We start from the raw sequence: 22,831 nt of genomic DNA on the forward strand, positions 1-22,831 counted from the left end.
AGGCCGCCTCGTCTTTTCAACAGGTAATCCGGGGACAGAAATGACTATCGACCTTACGGGCCGGCTGGCTTTGGTAACGGGCGCATCGCGCGGCATCGGCTATTTCCTTTCGCTTGAACTGGCAAAGCGCGGCGCGCATGTGATCGCGGTCGCGCGCACGGTCGGGGGCTTGGAAGAACTCGATGACGAAATCCGCAAGATCGGCGGCAGCGCCACGCTGGTGCCGCTCGACCTCACCGATATGGAAGCCATCGACCGGCTTGGCGGCTCCATTCATGAGCGTTGGGGCAAGCTCGACATCATGGTCGCCAATGCGGGCGTGCTCGGCACGATTTCGCCCATCGGCCATGTCGAAGCCAAGACTTTCGAGAAGGTCATGAATGTCAATGTCACCAGCGTGTGGCGGTTGATCCGCTCGACCGACCCGCTGCTGCGCTTGTCCGATGCGGGGCGCGCAATCCTGCTTTCATCAGGCGTTGCTCATTCCTGCCGTGCGTTCTGGGCGCCCTATGCCGCTTCCAAGGCTGCGGTCGAAGTGATGGCGCGAAGCTGGGCCGAAGAAACCAGGCAGATGAAACTCAAGGTCAATTCGGTCAATCCGGGTGCCACCCGCACCGCCATGCGTGCGCAGGCCATGCCCGGCGAAGACCCCGATACCCTGCCCACCCCGCAATCGGTGGCTGAAAAGATCGTCAGGCTCGCCGATCCGGCGCTCGATGTCAGCGGCAAGCTGTTCGATGTGCGTCAGGACCGCTTCCTCGACTATCACATGCCGGATTGAAAATCCGGTCCCAAACCGCTATATTCGGATTGGCGACTGAAGCGTGAACTCCAGCCGCCGTGTACTTAGATAAAGAATTTTACCCGCACATATGCTTGCCAGCCTGTGCGGGTTTTCTTTATTCTAAGCGTGAACCGGATGGGTATCAGCCACATCGTTCACCTCCGAAGAAAGAGCAAAGCCTTTGCCTAGAGCGGTTCCTGTTTAAACGGAATCGTCGGAACCGCTCTATCTATTTGTTTTTACGCATTATCCGGACGCAAAACCGTTTCACACTTTTGCTGGAAATGCTCTAAGGTCGGGGCGGCTCATCCTCCCCGACGCGCCCGCTGGCTGGGCGCTTGCTGCTTCTGCTCCCCCATCACTTTGATTAAGCTATTCGGAAGCATGTCGCCCGAAAGTGGGAACCGGTTTCGGGATAACGACATGAAAAAAAAAACCACTTAAAGCGTAAGGAGCGAATCTGAAAGATCGCGACACGCTTTAGGGCAAAAGGGAAATATTGGTCGTCAGCCTTCATCTGAAGCAGATGCTTGCGCCGCCTTGCGGTCTGCCGCCTCGCGGCGGTTCCATGCCAGCAGGCTGAAGGGCAGGAAGGCGACATAGGTGAGTGCGGTAATGGTCAGCGTGTACCAGGTGAAGCTCATCAGGAAAGCCACATAGGCAACCACAAGCAGGATCAGCGGCACGACGAAATCGCGGCGGATCAGGCTTCCCGCCGTCTTTCCATTATAGACCGGCAGGCGGCTGACCAGCAAAAAGCCGATGGCGACGGTATAGATCGCAACGCCATAGGCCACGCCCTTGCCCGGCGTAAGCCCCAGAAAACCAAGATAGACCGGCAACAGTGCCAGCATCGCGCCCGCTGGCGCAGGCACGCCGATGAAATAATTATTCTGCCAGGCAGGGCGGTTGGCGTCTTCCAGCATCACATTGAAGCGCGCCAGACGCAGGCAGCAGGCAATGGCGTAAAGCAGCGCTGCGATCCAGCCGAAGGACCGCGCTTCATCGAGCACGAAGGCATAAAGCACCAGCGCTGGCGCCACGCCGAAATTGACAATATCGGCCAGCGAATCCATCTGCTCGCCGAACTTGGACGAGCCTTTCATCATGCGCGCCACGCGGCCATCGACGCCATCAAGGAAGGCTGCAACCAGCACCATGACGACGGCCATCTCGAAGCGATGCTCGAAGGCAAGACGGATGCCGGTCAGCCCGGCGCAGATCGCAAGGACCGTAATGACATTGGGAATGACGATGCGCAGGGGTATCTGCGACAATCTTGGGCCGCGCGAGGAATCGGCGCGGCCATTGGGCTCGAAGGGCGGAAAAGGCGTTTCCATCGGCTCAGGCAATCCGCACAATGGGTTCAGCGCGCTCGCTGCCAAATTCAGCCAGCACGGTTTCGCCCGCAACCGCCGTCTGGCCCACCGCGACCCGCACAGCGGCACCGGCAGGCAGATAGACATCGACGCGGGAACCAAAGCGGATGAGGCCGAAGCGCTCGCCCACTGACAGGCTGTCGCTTTCACGCGACCAGCAGACGATGCGGCGCGCCACCAGACCTGCGATCTGCACCACGCCGATCCTGCCATGCGTGGCGTCGATCAAGACGCTGTTGCGCTCATTATCGGTGCTGGCCTTGTCAAGCTCGGCATTGAGAAACTTGCCGGGGCGATGCACGACCTTTTCGATACGCCCACGCACCGGCGCGCGGTTGATATGAACGGAAAACACGTTCATGAAAACCGAAACGCGCATCAGCGGCTCGACGCCCAGATCGAGTTCGGCAGGCGGCACCGCGAGGCCGGCAAAGGAAACCTTGCCATCAGCAGGGCTGATGACGAGGTCGTCATCTATGGGCGTCACGCGTTCGGGATCGCGATAGAAATAGATGCACCAGACGGTCAGAACCAGACCGATCCAGAACAGCGGCTCCCACAGCCAGCCCAGAATGAGCGAAACCACGAAAAAGCCCGCGATAAACGGATAGCCTTCGCGGTGGATCGGCACAAAAGTATTACGGATAGTGTCAGACAGGCTCATCGCTCTTCCTTTGAGTTTCGCCGGTTTTACCCTATCCCGCCCGAAATCAAAAACGGTTTCGCAATTTATTCACGACTGTCAGACGGCGTGATCTTTTCCGTATTTATTCTGCCGCAGGCGTGCCGCGGATGACCACGCCCATATCGTCGTCCTCGCGCACCTTGCGCAGACGCTCTTCCGCCTCGCTGGCCTCGCGCTGGCGATCCCACATGGAAGCGTAAAGCCCCCCATGCTGCAACAATTCGCGATGGGTGCCGCGCTCGGCGATCCGTCCGCCTTCCAGCACGATGATCTCATCGGCCCCGATGACGGTCGAAAGGCGATGCGCGATGACCAGCGTGGTGCGGCCACGGCTGACAATATCAAGCGCCGACTGGATTTCCTGCTCCGTCGCCGTATCGAGCGCCGAAGTCGCCTCATCGAGAATAAGGATGGGCGGGGCCTTGAGGATGGTGCGGGCAATGGCCACACGCTGTTTTTCGCCGCCCGAAAGCTTCAGCCCGCGTTCGCCGACCATGGATTGATAGCCTTCGGGCAGATGGCTGATGAAGCCGGAAATCTGCGCCAACTCGGCAGCCTTTTCCACTTCCTCCTCGCTCGCATCGGTGCGGCCATAGCGTATATTATAGGCGATGGTGTCGTTGAACAGTACCGTGTCCTGCGGCACCATGCCGATGACCTTGCGCAGGCTTTCCTGCCGCACATCGCGCACGTCGTGCCCGTCTATGGTAATCGCGCCGGACTGAATATCGTAAAAGCGAAACAGCAGCCGCGAGATGGTGGATTTGCCCGCGCCCGACGGGCCGACAATGGCCACCGTCTTGCCAGCGGGAACCTCGAAACTGATCCCCTTGAGGATCGGGCGGTTGGGATCATAGGCAAAATGCACGTCGTCAAAGCGGATTGCGCCCTTGTCCACCCGCAAATCCGGCGCGCCCGGCTTGTCTACGACCTCCTGCTTCACATCCAGAAGATCGAACATCTGCTCGATGTCGGTCAGGCCCTGACGGATTTCACGATAGATGAAGCCGATGAAATTGAGCGGGATGGAAAGCTGCATCAAAAGCGCGTTGATGAACACGAAATCGCCGAGCGTCTGCGTGCCTTTCTGCACTTCCAGCGCCGACATGACCATGACTGCCGCCATGCCGAGGCCAAAAATCACCGCCTGACCGAAATTGAGCCAGCCCAGCGAGGTCCAGGTCTGTGTTGCCGCCTTTTCATAGCGCGCCATGGAAGCATCGAAGCGTTTGGCTTCCATGGCTTCATTGCCGAAATATTTGACCGTCTCGAAATTGAGCAGCGAGTCGATGGCCTTGGTGTTGGCATCGGTGTCGGAATCATTCATCTCGCGACGGATATTGATGCGCCAGTCGCTCGCCTTGATGGTGAACCACGTATAGGCCCACACCGTCGCAGCCACCACCAGCAGATAGGAAATGCCATAGGCGAAGGCGAAAATCACCGCCGTCAGCGCAAATTCCAGAATGGTCGGCAGCGTGTTGAGAATGGTGAAGCGGACAATGGTTTCAATGCCCTTGGTGCCGCGCTCGATGACGCGCGAAAGACCGCCCGTGCGCCGCTCCAGATGAAAGCGCAGCGAAAGCTGGTGCATATGCACAAAGGTCTTGTAGGCAAGCTGGCGCACCGCATATTGGCCGACACTGGCAAACAGCGCATCACGCAACTGGTTAAGCCCCGCCTGCACGATCTTGGCGCCATTATAGGCCAGCACAAGCATGACCGCGCCAATGAGAAACAGCGGGATGTAATCGGGCGCGTCCAACTGGCCGTTGAGCGCATTCGTCACCCATTTGAAAAAATAGGGAACGAGGATCAGGACGATCTTGGAAAGAACGAGGAAAACCGTCGCCCAGACGACGCGCATACGCAGATCGGGGCGCTCGGATGGCCACATATAGGGCCAGAGATTGCGCAGGGTTTTGAACGTCTCGCCGGATTCGGCTGAAACCGTCTTGGGGGAACTCATGATTTATTCTTTCAAGTCAAACAGCGCTACAGCAATCGGTTGTGAGCGCAGTCAAATGGTCGCAAATGGCATGAAGCTGAAGCCGGTTGACGCTGTAACGCGAAGTCCGCTGCTGCGGCCTGTAATCGACAAGCCCTGCCTGCACCAGCACCTTGAGATGTTGCGAAACGGTGGACTGGGCAAGGTCGACGCGCCCGACAATATCCTTGCAGCAACAAGCCTCTTCGAGAATCAGCTGCCTGAGAATGGCAATCCGCACAGGATGACCCAGCGCTGCATAGACGCGTGCGGCCTTCTCATCGCCTTTCATCGCGCATGGTTCGCCTTCGGGAACCATGGCGAGAGCGTCGGATCGCTTTTCTACCGGCTTATTCATCGTATATCGACGATATACGATTATTCACCGGGCATCAATATCCGGCGGAGTTTTTTTCGCACTTGCCGCCAGTCAATGCGCCGGTCACTGTGCCGGTCCATTCAGCCGACGCTGCACTTCCTCATCGGCGAGCGGTTCCTGCGGCATGACGAAGACCTGTCCCGGCCAGATCAGGTCCGGATTGCGGATCTGATCGCGATTGGCAAGATAGATCGTCGTATAACGCGTGCCATGGCCATAGGTGCGCCGGGATATGGTCCAGAGATTGTCACCGCGGCGGATGATGACCGAGCCTTCGACCTTTTGCAGCGCGGAAGGGGATGTGGGGTCTTCGCCCTGTGCAGCCGGTCCGGGGGTCGCAGCGGCCATGCCCGGCGCTACCGCCGAGATATTTTCGCCCGCCACGCGGCGGAACGGTACGCGCGCGGTCGCAATCACACGCCCGGTGCTGTCGAGCAGATCGGCGCGGATGATATAATCGCCCACCGCAAGCGGCTTCTGGCTTTGCACCAGAAAACGGCCTTCGGGCGAAACCACGCTGGAGCCGAGCGCTATTTCATTGGCCTTGACCGCCACGCTGTTGCCCTTGTCATTTGCCGCCTTCACGCTGCCTGCCACGAAGACCGACTGGCCTTCGATTTCCACCGCCTCGATTGCGAGGGGCGCATCGGCTGCGGCTGGCGCTTCAGGCGCAGGCTTTGCCTCTTCCGCCTCGTCGGTCGCAGGCGCGGATGCAGCTGGCGCCTGACTTTCCGGCCTTGTGATGAGGCGGCTCGCCTGTCCGGGTTCTTCCACCAGAGCCAGCACCTGACCGGCGGATGTTTCCGGCACGGATACGATCGCCGTTTGCGACGAGGTGGCGACATTGGCCCCTGCGCCGCTGGCCCGCAAGACGAGTTGGTGATCGCCCGGTTTCAAGGCGCGGTCGAGAACAATGGCGAAATCGCCGTTCTGGCCTGCCCTTGCGGAACCCAGAATTTTCGATCCCGCCACCACGTCGACTTCGGCATTGGCTGCGGCACGCCCGGCAATCACCACCGAACCATCCGGCTCGACACGCAGAATATCGAAAACGGGAACCGATGCCCTGTCCGAAGCCCTGTCCGAAGCCTTGTCCGAAGCCTGATCCGGGGCTGCATCCTGCGGCTGCGCGGCAGGATCTTGCGGCCCGGCGGGCGTGGGCGCTGCCTGCGCAGGCTCGGGCTTTTCCTGCGTCTTCTGCGTCTGGTCGACGGGTTGCTCAGCGGTTTGGGCCAGGGGTTGCGCGGGCACGGCGACGGACGCCGCCACCTGTCCTTTAGCGGCTTCGTCCTGCGGTTCTAGCGCAGACCAGTAGAGTGCGCCGCCCCCAAGCACGAGGACGAGCAGAAAGCCGAGCAACCCATAGCGGTACTTTTGCATTTCGTTCCGAAATCCACATCAGATTATTATATTATCGGCTTTATCTCTTTTTTGTTCAACCGACAAGAAATCTGCGTGAATCTTACTCTTCCGTGCAGCTTAGCGGCTTTTCCTGCTCCGGATCATCCATCAGATTGTAGAGATCGGCGGTTTCACCCTTGGTCCACCAGATATAGATTCCGCCCGCATAGCGCGCGCCCGACCCTGAAATGACATTGGCTGCGACGACCGAGTGCTCTTCCATTTCCAGTTCGACCAGCGAAATCTCGCCCGCATTGTAATAGGTGGCGGAGATGTTCTGCTCGCCGCATTTATAAAGGACAGAATTGACGCTCACTTCCACGTCGTCAGGCAGTGCAATGGTGATTTCTCCGGCCATGGCCGTCGAGGCGGCCAGTGAGAAAGCGAGCAGTGAAATCCACTTTTTCATATCCATTCGTCTCCTGTCAAAACCCTCTTTCTCCAATATAGGCTCCAGCCGGAATGTCCACCCGCATATGCCGATTTGCGGCCAGCCGGTGCTTGACGCGGAGGCGGGAAAGGCTCAAAAAACATCATGTCCGAGATTCGATCCATCTGCGTTTATTGCGGCTCTTCCACGGGCCTGAACCCCATCTATCGCGAGGCCGGGCTGGCCCTTGGCCGCTCGATTGCCCAGCATGGCATCCGCCTTGTTTATGGCGGCGGCACGCGCGGCATCATGGGCGCGGTGGCGCAGGGCGTGATGGAGGCTGGCGGCGAAGTCACCGGCATCATCCCGACCTTCCTGCTCGACAAGGAAGCCAGCCTTGAGAAGGCGCAAGAGCTGAGTGAACTCATCGTGGTGGGCGACATGCACGAGCGCAAGCATCTGATGTTCGAGCGCTCGGATGCTTTCGTCACCCTGCCCGGCGGTATCGGCACGGTGGAAGAAATCGTGGAAATGATGACATGGGCGCAGCTTGGCAAGCATCGCAAGCCAATGGTCTTTGCCAATATCAACAATTTCTGGGCGCCGATGCTGGCGCTGCTCGACCATATGCGTGCGGAAGGCTTTTTGCACACCGCCCATCAGGTGCAGCCGCTGGTGATCGACCGCGCCGAAGACGTGGTTCCCGCTATCCTCAAGGTCAATGGCAGGCCGCGCGAAGGCGATCTGGCGATCATCGAGAAGATGTAAGGGAGTAAGGGAGTAAGGGAGTAAGGGAGTAAGGGAGTAAGGGAGTAAGGGAGTAAGGGAGTAAGGGAGTAGATTATGCTTGACAGCATTATTGCCACAGCTTTTTCTTCCCCTATTCCCCTATTCCCCTATTCCCCTATTCCCCTATTCCCCTATTCCCCTACCTCTTCACCAGCGTCGCGACCGTTTCCACATGCGACGACCATAAAAACTGGTCGATGGGCGTAACGCGAGTGATGCGATAACCGCCCTTCACCAGAATGGAAAGATCGCGCGCCAGCGTCACCGGATTGCATGAAACCGCGACCACCTTTTCCACCTTCGATCTGGCAAGCTCGATGGCCTGTTCTTCAGCGCCTGCGCGCGGCGGATCGAACACGACCGCGTTATACGGCGTAAGCTCACGCGGCAGCAGGGGACGGCGGAACAGGTCGCGCCGCTCGACCGAGACGGGCTTCAAGCCCTGCACATGGCGAATGCCGCGATCAAGGGCCGCGAGAGCCGGCGCATCGTTTTCAATGGCATGGACCGCGCTTTTTTCAGCCATGCGAAGTGCGAAAGTGCCGACGCCACAGAAAAGATCGGCCACGCGCCTGGCTTTGCCGGTGTGGGCGAGCACGAGCGCAACCATCGCTTCTTCGGCTTCGCTGGTCGCCTGCAGGAAGCAGCCGGGCGGCACCGGCACCGGAACCTTGCCAAAATGGATGAGCGGCTTTTTCGGCTCGACAATGATCTCGCCTTCGTGGGAAAGCCGCGCAAAGCCCTTTTTCATGACCAGCGCCGTCAGCGCCTGGCGCTGATCGTCGGTCAATCTGCCGCAATCACTTGCCGCAAGGTCGAGGCCAGATTCGGTCAGCGTGACCGCAAGCCTGAAAGGCTTGGAGCCGGGGGCGAGCAGGCTTGCCACTTCGCGCAGATCATCAAGCCGCGCAGTGATTTCATCCGTTGTGACCGGGCATTCGGCAATATCGATGATTTCATGGCTCAGATGCCGGTTGAAGCCGAGCAGCAGGCCACGCTCGGTCTTGCGCGCGGCAAAAACGGCGCGGCGGCGCGAGCGCGGGTTGCATGCGACAAGCGGGGCGATTTCCACATCGATGCCGCGCCCCTTGAGCGCCTGCACCACAAGATCGCGTTTCCACGCCCGATAGGGTTCATCCTGCCAATGTTGCAGCGCGCAACCGCCGCAGCTTTCAAAATGCTGGCAGGCAGGCTCCTGCCGTTCGGGCGAGGCCTGAAGCAACGCCATCAGCGTCGCGCGGTTCTTTTCGCGCGCCACATTGACCACTTCGCCGGGCAGCGTGAACGGCACATATATCTGGCCGTCTGGAAGATTGGCGACGCCATCGCCGCCCGCGCCCATTGCGCGGATCGTTACTTGCCCCATATTCGGCGTCATTTGTCTTTCTTTCCTGCCAGCAAATATTCACGATTGCCGTCGCCGCCTTCGATGGGCGACGGGCAAATGCCCAAAGCGCGCCAACCGGGCAGCAGATCCAGCCAGTTTCGGAGTTCTTGCGCAATGCGTTCACCCTGCGCGGGATCGCGCAAAATGCCGCCTTTGCCTATGGCCTCACGTCCGGCCTCAAATTGCGGCTTTACGAGAAGCGCGCAGATAGCATCTTTTTGCGCTAACGCCAATGCCGGGGGCAGAGCAAGTTTCAGCGAAATGAAACTGACATCCGACACCACGCAATCGACAGCGCGCCCGTCGAGATCGGTGATTGCCAGCGAACGGGCATTGAGACCTTCCTTATTGGTCACGCGGCGGTCACTGCGCAGGCTTTCATGCAGTTGCTCATGGCCGACATCGATGGCGATCACATGGCTTGCGCCGCGTTCAAGCAGCACCTGCGTGAAACCACCGGTCGATGCGCCAATATCGAGCGCCGTGCGGCCTGTCACATCAAGATTGAAATGATCAAGTGCTGCAATCAGCTTGAGCGCTGCGCGCGACACATAGGCGCTTGCCGGATCGTCCACGGCAATGGCTGCATTGCGCGCCACCGTCTGCCCCGGCTTGGTTACGGGCTTGCCATCCACCTTGACCGTGCCGCGCGCAATTGCATCGCGTGCGCGTGAGCGCGTGGCAAACAGGCCGCGCTCCACCAGCAACTGGTCGAGGCGCGGACGGCTCTCGGCAGCCTCACTCATGCGCGAAAGGGTGTGGCGATTTCCGCGCGACCCATTTCCTCGCGACCAAGGGCGGCAAAGACCGTATGCACGATGCCTGCCCGGTCAAGCCCCGCTGCCGCATACATGGCTTCCGGCTTGCCGTGATCCTGATAGACGTCCGGCAGGGTCAGCACGCGCACCTTGAGGCCGCGATCAAGCAGCCCGTCGGAACTCAGGAATTGCAGCACATGGGCGGCAAAGCCGCCAACCGCGCCCTCTTCCACCGTCACCAGCACTTCATGCTCGCGCGCAAGGCGGCGGATCAGATCATGATCGAGCGGCTTGGCAAAGCGCGCATCGGCGACCGTGGTCGAAAGCCCGGCAGCGCCCAGTTCTTCCGCCGCAGCAAGACATTCCTGCAAACGCGTGCCGAAGGACAAAAGCGCGACCTTGGTGCCCTCGCGCACGATGCGGCCCTTGCCGATTTCCAGCACCGAACCGCGTTCGGGCAGATCGACGCCGACACCATCACCGCGCGGATAGCGAAACGAGATCGGGCCTTCATCATATTCGGCAGCCGTGCGCACCATATGGCGCAGTTCCGCCTCGTCGGATGCAGCCATCACCACAAAACCGGGGAGCGCGCCAAGAAAGCCCGTATCAAAGGAACCGGCATGGGTCGGGCCGTCCGCCCCCACCAGACCGGCGCGGTCGATGGGAAAGCGCACGGGGAGGTTCTGGATCGAAACATCATGCACGACCTGATCGTAGCCGCGCTGCAAGAAGGTCGAATAGATCGCGCAGAACGGCTTGTAGCCTTCGCTGGCAAGACCGGCGGCAAAGGTCACGGCATGCTGTTCGGCAATGCCGACATCAAAAACGCGTTTTGGAAAAACTTCGCCAAACAGGTCCAGCCCCGTGCCGGTGGGCATGGCGGCGGTGACAGCCACGATCTTGCCGTCGTGGCGGGCTTCCTCGATCAGGCTGGTGCCGAAAATCTTGGTATAGCTCGGCGCATTTGCCGGTGGCTTGGCCTGCTTGCCGGTGATGACGTCGAACTTGCTCACGCCATGATATTTGTCGGCGGCAGCTTCAGCGGGCGCATAGCCCTTGCCCTTCTGCGTGACCACATGGATCAGCACCGGGCCTTCCTGCGTATCGCGGACATTTTTGAGGATTGGCAGCAGATGGTCGAGATTATGCCCGTCGATGGGACCGACATAATAAAAGCCCAGTTCCTCGAACAACGTGCCGCCGGTGAAGAAAGCGCGCGCATATTCTTCCGATTTGCGCGCCTTGTCCTGCAGGAATTTCGGCAGTTTTTTGGCAAGCTGCTTGGCGGCTTCGCGCATGGTGCGGTAGGTGCGGCCCGAAACAAGGCGCGCCAGATAGGCGCTCATAGCCCCCGTAGGCGGGGCAATCGACATGTCATTGTCGTTGAGGATGACGATCAGGCGCGCATCGAGCGCACCGGCATTGTTCATCGCCTCATAGGCCATGCCCGCCGACATGGAGCCGTCGCCGATCACGGCGATCACATTGCGCTTCTTGCCGGAAAGCGCGCTTGCCACGGCCATGCCAAGACCAGCGGAAATCGAGGTCGAGGAATGGGCCGCGCCAAACGGGTCATATTCGCTCTCGGCGCGCTTGGTGAAGCCTGACAGACCGCCCTCCTGCCGCAATGTGCGGATGCGGTCGCGGCGTCCGGTCAAGATCTTGTGCGGATAAGCCTGATGGCCCACATCCCAGATAATGCGATCATGCGGCGTATCGAAGACGTGATGGAGCGCAATGGTGAGTTCGACCACGCCAAGCCCCGCGCCCAGATGCCCGCCCGTGGTGGAAACGGCGTCGACCAGTTCTTCACGCAATTCCCGCGCCAGTTGCGGCAGGTCCGATTCCGGCAAGGCGCGCAGGCGCTCCGGTGTGGGCGCCTTATCCAGCAAGGGGGTTATGGGTCGGGACATTCGTTTAGCCTATCTGTTTATTGGGACCTGAACCGAACGGCAGTATGAAAGGCCCTATAACAATCCGGGGTCGAAGATCAAGCTTGGCCGGAATAGACGCCTATTCCGGCAAAGGTATGAAATCTTCCTCATCGCCCGGCACAATATCAAAACGGCCAGTGCGCCATTCTTCCTTGGCCTGCTCGATGCGCTCTTTCGATGACGACACGAAATTCCACCAGATATAGCGCCGCGAGCCAAGGGCGGCACCGCCGAACAACATGATATGCGCGCCTTCCGGCCCCGCTTCAACTATAATGTCGTCTCCGGCGCGAAAAGCCAGCAGCCGGTCGGGCGGAAAGACTTCGCCGCCAATGCCCACATTGCCCTCAAGCGTGTAGATCGCGCGTTCTTCGGTGGTGGGCGGAATATGAAAACGCCCGCCCGGATTGATCGCAATATCCGCATAAAGCGTTTCGGCATGCTGCACCACGGGCGAGGTCAGCCCATGCAGCGAGCCCATGATGAGACGGCCCCTGAAGTCGCGATCTTCCATCACCGGCAGATCGGGCGCAATGGTGTGGAAGAAGGCGGGGTCCATTTCCTCCATCGCATTGGGCAGGGCAAGCCATGTCTGGATGCCCGAAACCGGCCTCGGCCCGCTGCGCTCTTCTTCCGGCGAGCGCTCGGAATGCACGATGCCGCGGCCTGCCGTCATCAGGTTCACGTCGCCCGGCTGGATCACCATTTGCGTCCCCAGACTGTCGCGATGGCGAATATGGCCGTCAAACAGATAGGTTACGGTCGAAAGCCCGATATGCGGATGCGGCTTCACATCGAGCGCCTCGTCATCGCGGAATATTGCCGGGCCCATGCGGTCGAAGAAGATGAACGGCCCCACCAGCCTGCGGCGGACCGTGGGAAGCGCGCGGCGCACTTCCAGACCGCCAATATCGCTGGTGCGCGGAATGACCAGCGTTTCGATGGCATCGACCGAAGTCTTGTCACCAAGAACGGGATCGGGGCAAGGAAAGAAACTCATCGGACACTCCAGCTTTGGGACACAGCGCCTGCAAATGAAAGCGCACCGGTGAGGCGACCCACCGGCGCGACCATAATCACCGGACTAATATGATGCCCGGTCAGCGGTTCTGCAACAGCCTGGAGAGTTCGCTCGTATCAGGCACCTTGCCGCCTGCGGTGAGCTTGTCCACCAGTCCGGGCAGCACCTGCGAAAGCTGGTTGAGCAGTTCCTGCTGGTCAATACCGGCATGCTGGGCGATTTCGCTCAGCGTCTTCTGGCCCAGAGCATCGCCAAGCTGGCCCGGTTCGATCTGCGCATTATCGCCCTGCCCGAGCCATGAATCGACCTTGTCGCCATGACCGGCCTGTGCAAGCTGCTCCAGCAGGCCGCCAAGCCCGCCGCTCAACGGACCGGGCGCAGGTGCAGCTTCCGAAGCGGGCGATGCATTGCCTGCGGCAGCACCGCCAAGCAGGCCGCCAAGGCCACCGAGAATATTGCCCAGCAAGCCGCCGCCTGCCTCCTGCCCCTGCGGCTGGCCCGGAATGGATGCGGGTTGTTCCGGCTCGTCACTATTGCCCTTGAGCATCCTGCCGACCAGAAGCGCGCCCAATGCGATGAGGACGGGCTTTGCCAGACTGCCGCCGGGGATGGGTGAATTATTCGAACTGTCGTCGGAATTTACCATGCCACAATACTCCCTGTTGTTCTCTGGATGTTTACCCACATGCAATAAGTTGAATTTAAATAGGTTTGCCAGTTTGACAAGCATTATACCTTGCAAAATCGAAACTATTGTGAATATTTTCTAACTGGTGATAGAAAATTTGTATATGCGCGACAGGAGATATTAGATGTCTATTATAAGCTGGATCATCCTCGGCCTTATTGCCGGCTTCATCGGCAGCAAGATCGTCAATAAAAGCGGCCAGGGACTATTCTTCGACATTGCGCTGGGCATTGTCGGTGCAATCGTTGGCGGCGTATTATCGTCCTTCCTGTTTGGACGCGGCGTCACGGGAGCCTTCGATCCGTTCAGCCTGATCATTGCCATTATCGGGTCGGTGATCGTCCTGTGGGCCTATCACAAGATTACCGGCAAACGCTCAATCGGCTGAAGCAGAGCCTCTCGAACCTGTCATCCGGTCCGCTTCACAGGTCTTTGTTTCCCTGTTCTGATGGATTATAGCGCATCTTGAACAAAAATACATTTTCACTTTTCAGGATGCGTTCTTGATGGGCTTCGTGGAATCTTACATCGCGGCCTATGGAGCGCTGGCATTATTCCTGATCATCTATCTTGAATCTTTCGGCGCGCCACTTCCCGGAGAAAGCGCACTGATTGCAAGTTCGCTGCTGGCGCTGCATGGCACATTGCATATCGAGGCGGTGCTGATTGCGGTCTTCATCGGCGCGGTGCTTGGCGATTGCACCGGCTATATGATCGGGCGTTTCGGCGGTCGCAGGCTGATCCTGCGCTATGGCAGCACGGTGAAACTGACGCCGGAGCGATTGAAGCAGCTCGAAGACTTATTCGAGCGCAAGGGGATTTACGTGGTCGCAACGGCGCGCTTCGTCGTGCTGCTGCGGCAACTCAACGGCATCGTCGCGGGTACGGTGAAAATGAACCCGCTGCATTTTCTTGGCGCCAATATAGTGGGCGCCGCCGGATGGACGCTGGTCTGGGGCCTCGGCCCCTATCTGCTGAGCGGCATTCTCGCGCCTTATGCCGCGCAGCTTAAATCCTTATTCTGATTATTCCGCGTCGAGCGGTTCGGTGCCTGCCGGCTGGCCGTCGCGTCCGACACGGATTTTCTCCACCTTGTCTTCCGCCGATTTCAGAAGCGTATCGCAATGTTTTTTCAGCGCTTCGCCGCGCTCATAGATACGAATGGATTCTTCCAAAGCCACGTCACCACGCTCCAGATCGTCAACGATCTTCTCAAGCTGCTTGAGTGCTTCCTCGAAGCTCATGACTGCAATATCGGCGTTGGACGGTTCGGTTACCATAATTTATCCTTTCAACAGCCGCGTAATATGCGCAGACGCGGACTGTGACAAGCCCTCAAGATCATATCCACCCTCCAGCACGCTCACCAGGCGATGATCACAGAATTTTTCTGCCCGCTCCATGAGCCTGCCCGTTGCCCAGTCGAAATCCGCCACGTCGAGATTGATCTGTGCCAGCGGATCGCGATAATGCGCATCGAAGCCCGCCGAGATAAGGATCAAATCGGGCCGGAAGTTGTCCAACGCCGGTAAAATGCGGCTGTTGAACGCCTCGCGAAATTCGCGGCTTCCGGTGTGGGCCGAAAGCGGCGCATTGACGATATTACCGATACCCGTTTCATCCTTCGCCCCCGTTCCCGGAAAAAGCGGATATTGATGCGTGGAGCAGAAAAGCACGCCCGGATCGGACTGGAAAATATCCTGTGTGCCATTGCCATGATGCACGTCCCAATCGACGATCGCGACGCGCTCGGCCCCATGTACACGCTGCGCATGGCGGGCGGCAATCGCAATATTGTTGAACAGGCAAAAGCCCATGGCCGTGCTGCGTTCGGCATGATGGCCGGGCGGGCGCGCCGCCACGAACCCATTATTGGCCGCGCCGGTAAAGACATCATCGACGGCGGCAGTCGCGGCACCGATTGCCGTCAGCGCCGCATCCCAGCTTTTCGGGCTTAAATAAGTATCGCCATCAAGCCGGACGATGGGCTGCGGCGCGTCCTCTTCTTCCACTGGCTCCGGCAATGCGGCAAGGACGGCGCGCAGGTGCTCTTGCGGGTGGGCCAGCAGGATCGCGGCCTCATCGGCGCGCGGCGCTTCCACCCGATCAAGCCGGTAGAAGTCGGGGCCTTCCAGTTCGCTCATCAGCGCGCGGATGCGGTCGGGCCGCTCGGGATGGCCGGGCGGCGCAAGATGTTCGAGATAGATTTCGTGCCAGTAAAGCCGTGTCGTCATACCGTCAGTATAGAGCGGTTCCGCTTCCGGTTGAACCGTCAGATGATTTCGGTGCGCGCAATGCGGATGCCGAAGCCTTCAACACCGACATAATGGCGCTCGCGCGAGGCAAGCAGCACGATGGAAGAGATGCCCAGATCCTTCAAAATCTGCGCGCCAAGCCCGATCTGACGCCATTCCTCTTCGCGCGCGACCGCTTCGGCATGGCTTTCATGATCGCCCACCAATGCATCGCGCGTGCGCGTATCGTGGTGATCGGAACGCACACCGACCGAGCCTTCGCGCAGGTAAACCAGCACGCCGCGCCCTTCTTCGCCCATGCGCCGCATGATCGCGTCAAGATCGTTGCCGCCCTTTCCGAACACGTCGCTAAGCACGTCTTCACGATGCAGCCGCACCGGCACTTCCTCGCCATCGCGGATGTCGCCGAAAACAACGGCCACATGCTGCATGGGCTCCCATGGCAGTTCATAGGTATTGGCGCGCGCCTGCCCGGCGCAGGTGGTGATTTCGGCCTCCGCGACGCGCTTGACCAGCGTTTCCTTGCGCTGGCGATAGGCGATGAGGTCTGCAACCGTCACGCGGTGGAGCTTATGAGTTTCCGCAAAAGCCGTCACATCGGGGCCGCGCATGACGCTGCCGTCATCATTGACCAGTTCGCATATGACGCCGATGGGCGGCAGGTTGGCAAGCTTGCACAGATCGACAGCGGCTTCGGTATGGCCGGAGCGCATCAGCACCCCGCCTTCGCGCGCCACCAGCGGGAAAATATGGCCCGGACGCACAAAATCCGACGCGCCCGCATTGGGATTGGCCAGATTGCGCACGGTCAGCGTGCGGTCTTCCGCCGAAATGCCGGTGGTGGTGCCATGGCGATAATCGACGGTGACGGTGAAAGCGGTGGTGTGGGCGGATTCGTTTTCCGCAACCATCGGCGCGAGATTAAGCCGCTTTGCTTCCTCGCGCGTCATCGGCGTGCAGACGATGCCGGAGGTGTGGCGCACGATGAAGGCCATCTTTTCCGGCGTGCAATGGACGGCGGCGACGATCAGGTCGCCCTCGTTCTCGCGCCCGTCATCATCCATGACCACAACGATTTCGCCGCGCTCGAAAGCGCGCAATGCATCGACAACCTGTTTCTGATTATAGCTCATATCGACCTCGATAATTCAGATGCGTCCCGTCTGTCCGCGATGGCGCAGATAATGATCAGCAATCGCGCAGGCAACCATCGCCTCGCCAATCGGCACCGCGCGGATGCCCACGCAAGGGTCGTGACGGCCCTTGGTCATCACGTCCACTTCGCCGCCGTCCTTGTCGATGGATTTGCGCGGCGTGAGGATGGATGATGTCGGCTTGACCGCAAAGCGCGCCACGACCGGCGCGCCCGTGGCAATGCCGCCCAGCACGCCGCCGGCCTGATTGGACATGAAAACCGGCCTGCCATCATTGCCCATGCGCATTTCATCGGCATTTTCCTCGCCGGTCAGGCGCGCGGCCTCGAAACCATTGCCGATTTCGACACCCTTGACGGCATTGATCGACATGAGCAGGCTTGCAATATCCTGATCGAGCTTGCCATAGATCGGCGCGCCGATGCCCGCAGGCACGCCTTCGGCGACGATCTCGATCACGGCGCCGACCGAGGAACCGGCCTTGCGGATGTCATCCAGATATTGAGCAAAAAGTTCCACCGAACCCGCATCGGGCGTGAAAAACGGATTATTGTCGACTTCGTTCCAGTCCCAGCGGTTGCGATTGATGCCATGGATACCCATTGCAACCAGTGCGCCGCGCACTTCAAGCCCCGGCACGACCTTGCGGGCGATTGCGCCCGCGGCCACACGCGCCGCCGTTTCGCGCGCAGAGGAACGCCCGCCGCCGCGATAGTCGCGAATGCCATATTTGACGTCATAGGTGTAATCGGCATGGCCGGGACGATATTGCCGGGCGATGTCGCCATAATCCTTCGAACGCTGGTCGGTGTTTTCGATCATCATGGAGATCGGCGTGCCGGTGGTGGTCATGGTCACGCCGTCATCGCCCAGAAGCACGCCCGAAAGTATGCGCACCTGATCGGGCTCGCGGCGCTGGGTGGTGTATTTGGACTGTCCGGGCTTGCGCTTGTCGAGATATGCCTGAATTTCGGCTTCCGTAAAACTGATGCCGGGGGGGCATCCATCCACCACACAACCAAGCGCGAGACCATGGCTTTCACCCCAGGTGGTTACGCGGAACAAATGACCGAAACTATTATGAGACATTACCAGACCCGATTACGGAGGCGCTTTTTCAAGCAAGACAAGGCTGGTTTTATTGGGCTTTTCAGCCATGGTCAAATCAAGGCTTGCGCGAACAAGGAATTTCCTTCGGATCATCCTTATCCCGCATTCTTTTTGACACATTCCACCCACTAAAATAACCTCACAATCGCGTTGCCGCAAATGACCGGCAACAGTCAGACACGCCGAATCAGGAGAAGGAAGACAGCCATGCATTATCTGGTGGGACTGCTCTTCATCATCGCCTCGCTTTTTTCGACCGTCGCCATGGCGGATGATGCCGAAGGCAAGATCACGGGTATCAATCCCGATGAGGAAACGCTCATGCTCGACGATGGCAATGTCTATAAATTGCCCGGCGAATTCGATTATTCGGCCATCGACAAAGGCATGAAAGTCTTCATCATCTATGATGTTGCCGACAATACGCGCTTCATCACCGATATTCAGGAAGCGCCGTAAGAACGCTTCAGTTCACCGAAAGAACCCTGCCGGTATCATATTGGCGGACGAAATCGACCCGGCTCCCATTCCAGTGATAGCTGTAATGCCGCCCCTGAACGGGAACCGTCATGACATCCGGCCAGAACAGGCCGACACACTGCCCGCCCCTCATCCGCACGCTGGGCCATAAAAGCCCGTCGCTGCCAGCAGCGCGCAACGCACGGCCTGCAACCTGCGACGCGCTATAGTCATCAGGATCGAGCACGCCGGGCAAAGCGCCCACCGCGTGCAGGTCGCAGTCGATGCTGCCCACCAGAACCCGGAAATCGGAGGTCCAGCCCGGCTCCTCCTGCGTGGCGCGCATGAATTTTTCATGGTGATGGATGGTTTCCGCCAAAGCCACGTCTTCGCGGTTTCCAGCATAATAAATGCCGTAACTGCCATCGCTAAAGCGGCCGGGACGTTGCGTCGAGCAATGAACAAAAGGCGCCATCACATAGCTTGCGCCCTGCCCCGAAACCCGCCTGTGGACGGGCACCTTGCCAAGATCGCCAATTTCAAGACGAATGCGCGGATTGGTCTTTTCTTCAACCGCTGCCAGCGCTTCCCAGTCACGCGGGTCGGCAATATCCTCGAACAGATCGATTGGTGGATGAATGGAGCGAATGATACGATAGGTCTGCGGCCAGCGGACGGTGCGCCGGGGGGCGCTCACCACGCACCCCGCTCCGCATTGAGCCAGTCGCGCATGGTGGCAAGATCGGCAATTTCACCGCGCAGCATGAGATCGAGCGCCGACATGCCACCGAAAGCCGCGTTGGGTTTTCTGATCCATGCATAGCCGCGCGCTGCATCGCGAAACAGATAGCGCAAGCCTTTGTGAATACCCATCAGATGCGCCATGCGCATGCGCAGATCGCGGTCGATCCGCCCGGTGGAACCCTCTTTCCAACGCGCCCATGTGCGCGGCGACATGCCGCCCAGCAATGTGCAGGCTTCGGCATCGGTTAACTTCCACACCCGGAAAAGATTGACAGTGGTGCGCGCCAAGGCGCCCGCCTCATCATCGCTGATCGTGGCCCGGTCGCCTGCCGGCGTGGCAATAATGGGCTGAAGCTCCATTGCGCACCTCGCTTTCTGGCATGATTATAACAGTTTTATGCCAAATGGCAAATAAATGGACAAGAATAGAAACCGGGAATGAGCAGGCTGAGCCTTATGGCTCAGACCCACTCAAGCCTGCCATTTTCGAATTTGAGGATTTTATCCTGCGGGATGGAGAGATTGGCCGCGTCGTGGCCATCCATATCGCCATAAAGATAGAACAATGTGCGCATGCAGCCGCCATGGGTGACGCAGACGGTGGGCCATTCGACCGCCTCCACCCAGCGCCCGATGCGGCGCGAGAGCGCCATATAGCTTTCAGCCGAAGCGCCCGGCGGCACGAAATTCCACTTGTCATGGGCGCGCGCTTTCACCAGCACGTCGCCTTCACGGGCGATGTCTTCGAGCATGAAGCCCTGCCAGTCGCCGAAATTGAGTTCCATCAATTGCGGATCGGTGCGGAAATCATAGGGGTCCAGCCCCATGCGCAGGCGGATGCGCTCCATGGTTTCGCGGGTTCGGCGAAGCGGGCTTGCAACAAAGTCGAAGCCCGCGCCCTCGCCGATCAGCGATTTGAGCATATCGCCGTTCCGGTCCGCCTGCGCGCGGCCATGGGCGTTGATGTCTATATCAAGCTGCCCCTGAATGCGCTGCGAAACATTCCAGTCCGTCTCGCCGTGACGCGAGAAGTAGATGATTTCCCGTGCCACGCTCTTTCCTCAGTCCTTGACCACCGAAATATCCGGTGCATCGACCGCCTTCATGCCGATGACATGATAGCCGCTATCGGCGTGGTGCACTTCGCCGGTAACCGAGCGCGAGAGGTCGGAGAGGAAATAGGTTCCGACATCGCCGATTTCCTCGATGGTGACGACGCGTCGCAGCGGCGCGTTATATTCGTTCCACTTGAGAATATAGCGGAAATCACCAATGCCCGAAGAGGCAAGCGTCTTGATCGGCCCTGCCGAGATGGCATTGACGCGAATGTTCTGCGGTCCCAGATCGACGGCAAGATATTTCACGCTGGCTTCAAGTGCTGCCTTGGCGATGCCCATGACGTTGTAATTGGGCATGACCTTTTCAGCGCCGTAATAGGTGAGCGTGAGGATCGAGCCGCCATCGCTCATCAGCTTTTCCGCACGACGCGCAACCGCCGTCAGCGAATAGACCGAGATCAGCATGGTGTTCGAGAAATTGGCAGCGGTCGTGTCGATATAGCGCCCGGTCAGCTCGTCCTTGTCGGAGAAGCCGATCGCATGCACCAGAAAGTCGATCTTGCCCCATTTCTGCTCAATCGCCTCGAAAACGGCATCCATGCTTGCGTCGTCGGTGACGTCGCAATGGCCCGCAACGAAGGCGCCCAGTTCTTCGGCCAGCGGCTCGACCCGCTTTTTCATCGCATCGCCCTGATAGGTGAATGCAAGTTCAGCACCGGCTTCGTGAGCTGCCCTGGCAATGCCCCAGGCGATGGAACGGTTATTGGCTACGCCCAGAATCAATCCGCGCTTGCCCTGCAACAAACCAGACTTTGCGGTCATTAAGGGTCCTCATTGAAAATAATCAGCTTGTTGCCCTATCGCACAGGCTTGCATTCCCTTCAAGCAGCAGGCGATAAAAAGCGGGGTATTGTCGCTTTGCGCAGCTCAATCCTCGCGACGGCTGCGCAGGAATTCCTCCAGTTCCGCATCGCCGCCCTCGGGCAGCATGATGCGGATATGCACATAAAGATCGCCGCGCCCGCCCGCTTTAAGCGGCAGGCCCTTCTCTTTGAGGCGCAGAATGCGGTCGGAACTCGACCATGCCGGAACCCTGACGGCGATGCGGCCATCGAGCGTTTCCACCTCCTGCTTGCCGCCCAGCACCGCATCGGCAAGCCCGACCGGCAGGTCCACATGCACATCGCGCCCCTCAAGGCGGAAACGGGCGCTGGGTTTGAAGCGGATCGTGACCAGCGCATCGCCGGGCGTTCCGCCGACAAGATGCTCGCCCTGCCCCTTGAGGCGAATCGTCTGCCCATCCTCGACATATTTTGGCAGCTTGATGTTGAGGTGCTTGCCATTGGGGAAAACAGCCTCGACCTTTTCCGCACCCACCGCCTGCGAAAGACTGATGGTGATGGAAGCGGACAGATCGGCCCCCTTTGCCGGACCTTGCGCTGGCCCGCGCGTGCGCGCTCCCGCACGGGCATTGCCGAAAGCGCCGCCGAAAAGATCGTTGAGAATGTCTTCCGCGCCGCCAAAACCGCCCTGATGGGTGCCGCCGGGGCCGGTGCGGAATTCAAAATGGCTGCTGCCGCCGCCGCCCTGACGAAAGCCCGCGAACGGGTCGCCATGCGCGCCGCCGCCACCCGGAAAGCCCTGAAACAGCGGCTTGCCTTCGGCATCGATTTCGCCGCGGTCGAACTGTGCGCGGCGGTCCTTGTCGCCGATGATTTCATAGGCCTGATTAAGCTCGGCAAAACGCTCCTGCGCCTTGGCATCATCCTTGTTCTGATCCGGGTGATGCTTCTTGGCCAGCTTGCGAAAAGCCGATTTTATTTCTTCTGGCTTCGCCGTTTTGGCGACGCCCAGCACGCTATAGGGATCGCGCATATAATCCTCATTCAGGAAATTTGACTGTATTATCAGTCGTAAGACTCTTTGATCTTAATATGCGCACGGAAACGCAAAACTTCCAGATGTTGTATGAAAACAATCAGATCGGTGCAAAAGAGGTCAGCGTCCAGTTGCCGCCGCGCTGCATGCAGGTTTCGCCGCGATAGATGGAAACGCCGTCGAAAGCCTCGCGCGAGGTCTGGAACTGGCGGCACAGCACATCGCCAGCCCGGCTTTCGGCAATTGTGGTGATCGTGCCCTGACTGCCCGTATCGGGATTGGCCCATGGCACCGGCTTCTTGCCCCATTGAGTGAAATCAAGCGCCGACACGATGCTTTTGATCGTGGACTGATCGGAAAGCTGGTTCGTCTCCGTTACAGCCTCAGTCTTCTGCGCGGATTTGACCGAGCCGGTGATGGTCGAGGTGTCGGGGACGGCTTTGTCGATGCTGAAACCACCCATGGCGCAGCCGGCGAGCGATAAAACGACCGCAGCCAATTGAGCGGCGCGCAGCAGCCCCCTGCCCGGCATCAACGTCGAATCGTGCTTTTCGTGGCGAGCGGTCTGGGCGGCCAACGTTCTTCCCTTGGATATATGCTCTGGATGC

26 protein-coding genes are annotated in these 22,831 nt (G+C 59.3%); 5 read left to right on the forward strand and 21 right to left on the reverse strand.

Annotated elements, in window-relative coordinates; all coding sequences use genetic code 11:
* Nucleotides 1-40: 40 nt before the first annotated feature.
* Nucleotides 41-781 carry an SDR family NAD(P)-dependent oxidoreductase gene (locus DKP76_RS00670; protein ID WP_109704513.1) on the forward strand — a complete coding sequence of 247 codons (741 nt, stop codon included), beginning with the start codon at nt 41-43 and terminating at the stop codon, nt 779-781.
* A 509-nt stretch (nt 782-1,290) separates the two neighbouring features.
* Here the strand turns inward: DKP76_RS00670 and pssA are convergent.
* The 6 genes from pssA to DKP76_RS00700 form a co-directional block, all read right to left on the reverse strand.
* Entirely contained in the window at nt 1,291-2,124 is an 834-nt protein-coding gene (gene pssA, locus DKP76_RS00675; RefSeq protein ID WP_109704514.1) for a CDP-diacylglycerol--serine O-phosphatidyltransferase, read from the reverse strand.
* 4 nt (nt 2,125-2,128) lie between these two features.
* Entirely contained in the window at nt 2,129-2,896 is a 768-nt protein-coding gene (locus tag DKP76_RS00680; RefSeq protein ID WP_280953520.1) for a phosphatidylserine decarboxylase, read from the reverse strand.
* Between the two features lie 34 nt (nt 2,897-2,930).
* On the reverse strand, nt 2,931-4,817 hold the full coding sequence (locus DKP76_RS00685) for an ABCB family ABC transporter ATP-binding protein/permease (RefSeq protein WP_109704516.1): 1,887 nt from the start codon (nt 4,815-4,817) through the stop codon (nt 2,931-2,933).
* Between the two features lie 16 nt (nt 4,818-4,833).
* Nucleotides 4,834-5,193: an ArsR/SmtB family transcription factor gene (locus DKP76_RS00690; protein ID WP_425349353.1), complete on the reverse strand. Its 360-nt coding sequence runs from the start codon at nt 5,191-5,193 to the stop codon at nt 4,834-4,836.
* 84 nt (nt 5,194-5,277) lie between these two features.
* Nucleotides 5,278-6,594, reverse strand: coding sequence for a LysM peptidoglycan-binding domain-containing protein (locus DKP76_RS00695; protein WP_109704518.1), 1,317 nt, complete (start codon nt 6,592-6,594; stop codon nt 5,278-5,280).
* An 82-nt stretch (nt 6,595-6,676) separates the two neighbouring features.
* Nucleotides 6,677-7,024: an MliC family protein gene (locus DKP76_RS00700; RefSeq protein ID WP_109705106.1), complete on the reverse strand. Its 348-nt coding sequence runs from the start codon at nt 7,022-7,024 to the stop codon at nt 6,677-6,679.
* 126 nt (nt 7,025-7,150) lie between these two features.
* On the opposite strand from DKP76_RS00700, the gene DKP76_RS00705 reads away from it, so the two are divergent.
* Entirely contained in the window at nt 7,151-7,753 is a 603-nt protein-coding gene (locus DKP76_RS00705) for an LOG family protein (RefSeq protein WP_109704519.1), read from the forward strand.
* A gap of 160 nt (nt 7,754-7,913) precedes the next feature.
* Here DKP76_RS00705 and DKP76_RS00710 read toward each other — a convergent pair whose 3' ends face one another.
* The 5 genes from DKP76_RS00710 to DKP76_RS00730 form a co-directional block, all read right to left on the reverse strand.
* Nucleotides 7,914-9,152, reverse strand: coding sequence for a class I SAM-dependent RNA methyltransferase (locus tag DKP76_RS00710; RefSeq protein WP_109704520.1), 1,239 nt, complete (start codon nt 9,150-9,152; stop codon nt 7,914-7,916).
* On the reverse strand, nt 9,149-9,907 hold the full coding sequence (locus DKP76_RS00715) for a TlyA family RNA methyltransferase (protein ID WP_109704521.1): 759 nt from the start codon (nt 9,905-9,907) through the stop codon (nt 9,149-9,151). Before DKP76_RS00715 ends, DKP76_RS00710 begins: the two co-directional genes overlap by 4 nt.
* Nucleotides 9,904-11,835: a 1-deoxy-D-xylulose-5-phosphate synthase gene (dxs, locus tag DKP76_RS00720; protein WP_109704522.1), complete on the reverse strand. Its 1,932-nt coding sequence runs from the start codon at nt 11,833-11,835 to the stop codon at nt 9,904-9,906. Before dxs ends, DKP76_RS00715 begins: the two co-directional genes overlap by 4 nt.
* 100 nt (nt 11,836-11,935) lie before the next feature.
* Nucleotides 11,936-12,856, reverse strand: coding sequence for a pirin family protein (locus DKP76_RS00725; RefSeq protein ID WP_109704523.1), 921 nt, complete (start codon nt 12,854-12,856; stop codon nt 11,936-11,938).
* Between the two features lie 100 nt (nt 12,857-12,956).
* A complete protein-coding gene (locus DKP76_RS00730; protein WP_109704524.1) occupies nt 12,957-13,523 on the reverse strand; it encodes a YidB family protein in 567 nt (188 codons plus the stop codon).
* A gap of 166 nt (nt 13,524-13,689) precedes the next feature.
* Here DKP76_RS00730 and DKP76_RS00735 point away from each other — a divergent pair, with 166 nt between their 5' ends.
* Both DKP76_RS00735 and DKP76_RS00740 read left to right on the forward strand, forming a co-directional pair.
* Entirely contained in the window at nt 13,690-13,953 is a 264-nt protein-coding gene (locus DKP76_RS00735) for a GlsB/YeaQ/YmgE family stress response membrane protein (protein WP_109704525.1), read from the forward strand.
* A gap of 118 nt (nt 13,954-14,071) precedes the next feature.
* On the forward strand, nt 14,072-14,590 hold the full coding sequence (locus DKP76_RS00740) for a DedA family protein (RefSeq protein WP_109704526.1): 519 nt from the start codon (nt 14,072-14,074) through the stop codon (nt 14,588-14,590).
* Here the strand turns inward: DKP76_RS00740 and DKP76_RS00745 are convergent, their stop codons facing one another.
* The 4 genes from DKP76_RS00745 to aroC are packed head-to-tail and all read right to left on the reverse strand — an operon-like array spanning nt 14,591 to nt 18,063.
* Nucleotides 14,591-14,845, reverse strand: coding sequence for an exodeoxyribonuclease VII small subunit (locus DKP76_RS00745; RefSeq protein WP_109704527.1), 255 nt, complete (start codon nt 14,843-14,845; stop codon nt 14,591-14,593). It abuts the gene before it with no gap.
* Nucleotides 14,846-14,848: 3 nt separating this feature from the next.
* Nucleotides 14,849-15,799, reverse strand: coding sequence for a histone deacetylase family protein (locus DKP76_RS00750; protein WP_109704528.1), 951 nt, complete (start codon nt 15,797-15,799; stop codon nt 14,849-14,851).
* Between the two features lie 38 nt (nt 15,800-15,837).
* The gene (gene ribB, locus DKP76_RS00755) at nt 15,838-16,953 is read right to left on the reverse strand and encodes a 3,4-dihydroxy-2-butanone-4-phosphate synthase (RefSeq protein WP_109704529.1); all 1,116 of its coding nucleotides are present in this window, start codon (nt 16,951-16,953) and stop codon (nt 15,838-15,840) included.
* A gap of 15 nt (nt 16,954-16,968) precedes the next feature.
* On the reverse strand, nt 16,969-18,063 hold the full coding sequence (gene aroC / locus DKP76_RS00760; protein WP_109704530.1) for a chorismate synthase: 1,095 nt from the start codon (nt 18,061-18,063) through the stop codon (nt 16,969-16,971).
* Nucleotides 18,064-18,291: 228 nt separating this feature from the next.
* On the opposite strand from aroC, the gene DKP76_RS00765 reads away from it, so the two are divergent.
* On the forward strand, nt 18,292-18,543 hold the full coding sequence (locus DKP76_RS00765) for a DUF1344 domain-containing protein (protein WP_109704531.1): 252 nt from the start codon (nt 18,292-18,294) through the stop codon (nt 18,541-18,543).
* Nucleotides 18,544-18,550: 7 nt separating this feature from the next.
* Here DKP76_RS00765 and DKP76_RS00770 read toward each other — a convergent pair whose 3' ends face one another.
* The 6 genes from DKP76_RS00770 to DKP76_RS00795 all read right to left on the reverse strand — a co-directional run bounded on the left by DKP76_RS00770 (nt 18,551) and on the right by DKP76_RS00795 (nt 22,800).
* Nucleotides 18,551-19,267, reverse strand: a complete 717-nt coding sequence (locus DKP76_RS00770; protein WP_425349358.1) for an RES family NAD+ phosphorylase — start codon at nt 19,265-19,267, stop codon at nt 18,551-18,553.
* Nucleotides 19,237-19,647 (reverse strand): MbcA/ParS/Xre antitoxin family protein, encoded by a 411-nt coding sequence (locus DKP76_RS00775; RefSeq protein WP_109704533.1) that lies wholly within the window; start codon nt 19,645-19,647, stop codon nt 19,237-19,239. The genes DKP76_RS00770 and DKP76_RS00775 overlap by 31 nt, the downstream gene beginning before the upstream one ends.
* 101 nt (nt 19,648-19,748) lie before the next feature.
* Complete coding sequence (locus tag DKP76_RS00780; protein ID WP_109704534.1) at nt 19,749-20,339, reverse strand: histidine phosphatase family protein; 591 nt, start codon at nt 20,337-20,339, stop codon at nt 19,749-19,751.
* Between the two features lie 9 nt (nt 20,340-20,348).
* Nucleotides 20,349-21,167: an enoyl-ACP reductase FabI gene (gene fabI, locus DKP76_RS00785; RefSeq protein ID WP_109704535.1), complete on the reverse strand. Its 819-nt coding sequence runs from the start codon at nt 21,165-21,167 to the stop codon at nt 20,349-20,351.
* A 105-nt stretch (nt 21,168-21,272) separates the two neighbouring features.
* Nucleotides 21,273-22,220, reverse strand: coding sequence for a DnaJ C-terminal domain-containing protein (locus DKP76_RS00790; protein WP_109704536.1), 948 nt, complete (start codon nt 22,218-22,220; stop codon nt 21,273-21,275).
* 103 nt (nt 22,221-22,323) lie between these two features.
* Entirely contained in the window at nt 22,324-22,800 is a 477-nt protein-coding gene (locus DKP76_RS00795) for an RT0821/Lpp0805 family surface protein (protein ID WP_245410107.1), read from the reverse strand.
* Nucleotides 22,801-22,831 lie beyond the last annotated feature (31 nt).

Origin of the sequence: Falsochrobactrum shanghaiense, from assembly GCF_003149535.1 — a bacterium.
Classification (GTDB): Bacteria; Pseudomonadota; Alphaproteobacteria; order Rhizobiales; family Rhizobiaceae; genus Brucella; species Brucella shanghaiense.

Excerpts from the sequence above, each read along its gene's own strand:
- DKP76_RS00700 (WP_109705106.1), bottom strand. The coding sequence starts at position 7,024 with ATGAAAAAGTGGATTTCACTGCTCGCTTTCTCACTGGCCGCCTCGACG.
- DKP76_RS00775 (WP_109704533.1), bottom strand. The coding sequence starts at position 19,647 with ATGGAGCTTCAGCCCATTATTGCCACGCCGGCAGGCGACCGGGCCACG.
- DKP76_RS00740 (WP_109704526.1), top strand. The coding sequence starts at position 14,072 with ATGGGCTTCGTGGAATCTTACATCGCGGCCTATGGAGCGCTGGCATTA.
- DKP76_RS00765 (WP_109704531.1), top strand. The coding sequence starts at position 18,292 with ATGCATTATCTGGTGGGACTGCTCTTCATCATCGCCTCGCTTTTTTCG.
- DKP76_RS00745 (WP_109704527.1), bottom strand. The coding sequence starts at position 14,845 with ATGGTAACCGAACCGTCCAACGCCGATATTGCAGTCATGAGCTTCGAG.
- ribB (WP_109704529.1), bottom strand. The coding sequence starts at position 16,953 with ATGAGCTATAATCAGAAACAGGTTGTCGATGCATTGCGCGCTTTCGAG.
- DKP76_RS00705 (WP_109704519.1), top strand. The coding sequence starts at position 7,151 with ATGTCCGAGATTCGATCCATCTGCGTTTATTGCGGCTCTTCCACGGGC.
- DKP76_RS00790 (WP_109704536.1), bottom strand. The coding sequence starts at position 22,220 with ATGCGCGATCCCTATAGCGTGCTGGGCGTCGCCAAAACGGCGAAGCCA.
- DKP76_RS00735 (WP_109704525.1), top strand. The coding sequence starts at position 13,690 with ATGTCTATTATAAGCTGGATCATCCTCGGCCTTATTGCCGGCTTCATC.
- DKP76_RS00685 (WP_109704516.1), bottom strand. The coding sequence starts at position 4,817 with ATGAGTTCCCCCAAGACGGTTTCAGCCGAATCCGGCGAGACGTTCAAA.
- DKP76_RS00750 (WP_109704528.1), bottom strand. The coding sequence starts at position 15,799 with ATGACGACACGGCTTTACTGGCACGAAATCTATCTCGAACATCTTGCG.
- pssA (WP_109704514.1), bottom strand. The coding sequence starts at position 2,124 with ATGGAAACGCCTTTTCCGCCCTTCGAGCCCAATGGCCGCGCCGATTCC.
- DKP76_RS00690 (WP_425349353.1), bottom strand. The coding sequence starts at position 5,193 with ATGAATAAGCCGGTAGAAAAGCGATCCGACGCTCTCGCCATGGTTCCC.
- DKP76_RS00670 (WP_109704513.1), top strand. The coding sequence starts at position 41 with ATGACTATCGACCTTACGGGCCGGCTGGCTTTGGTAACGGGCGCATCG.
- DKP76_RS00715 (WP_109704521.1), bottom strand. The coding sequence starts at position 9,907 with ATGAGTGAGGCTGCCGAGAGCCGTCCGCGCCTCGACCAGTTGCTGGTG.
- DKP76_RS00710 (WP_109704520.1), bottom strand. The coding sequence starts at position 9,152 with ATGACGCCGAATATGGGGCAAGTAACGATCCGCGCAATGGGCGCGGGC.
- DKP76_RS00695 (WP_109704518.1), bottom strand. The coding sequence starts at position 6,594 with ATGCAAAAGTACCGCTATGGGTTGCTCGGCTTTCTGCTCGTCCTCGTG.
- fabI (WP_109704535.1), bottom strand. The coding sequence starts at position 21,167 with ATGACCGCAAAGTCTGGTTTGTTGCAGGGCAAGCGCGGATTGATTCTG.
- DKP76_RS00725 (WP_109704523.1), bottom strand. The coding sequence starts at position 12,856 with ATGAGTTTCTTTCCTTGCCCCGATCCCGTTCTTGGTGACAAGACTTCG.
- DKP76_RS00730 (WP_109704524.1), bottom strand. The coding sequence starts at position 13,523 with ATGGTAAATTCCGACGACAGTTCGAATAATTCACCCATCCCCGGCGGC.
- dxs (WP_109704522.1), bottom strand. The coding sequence starts at position 11,835 with ATGTCCCGACCCATAACCCCCTTGCTGGATAAGGCGCCCACACCGGAG.
- aroC (WP_109704530.1), bottom strand. The coding sequence starts at position 18,063 with ATGTCTCATAATAGTTTCGGTCATTTGTTCCGCGTAACCACCTGGGGT.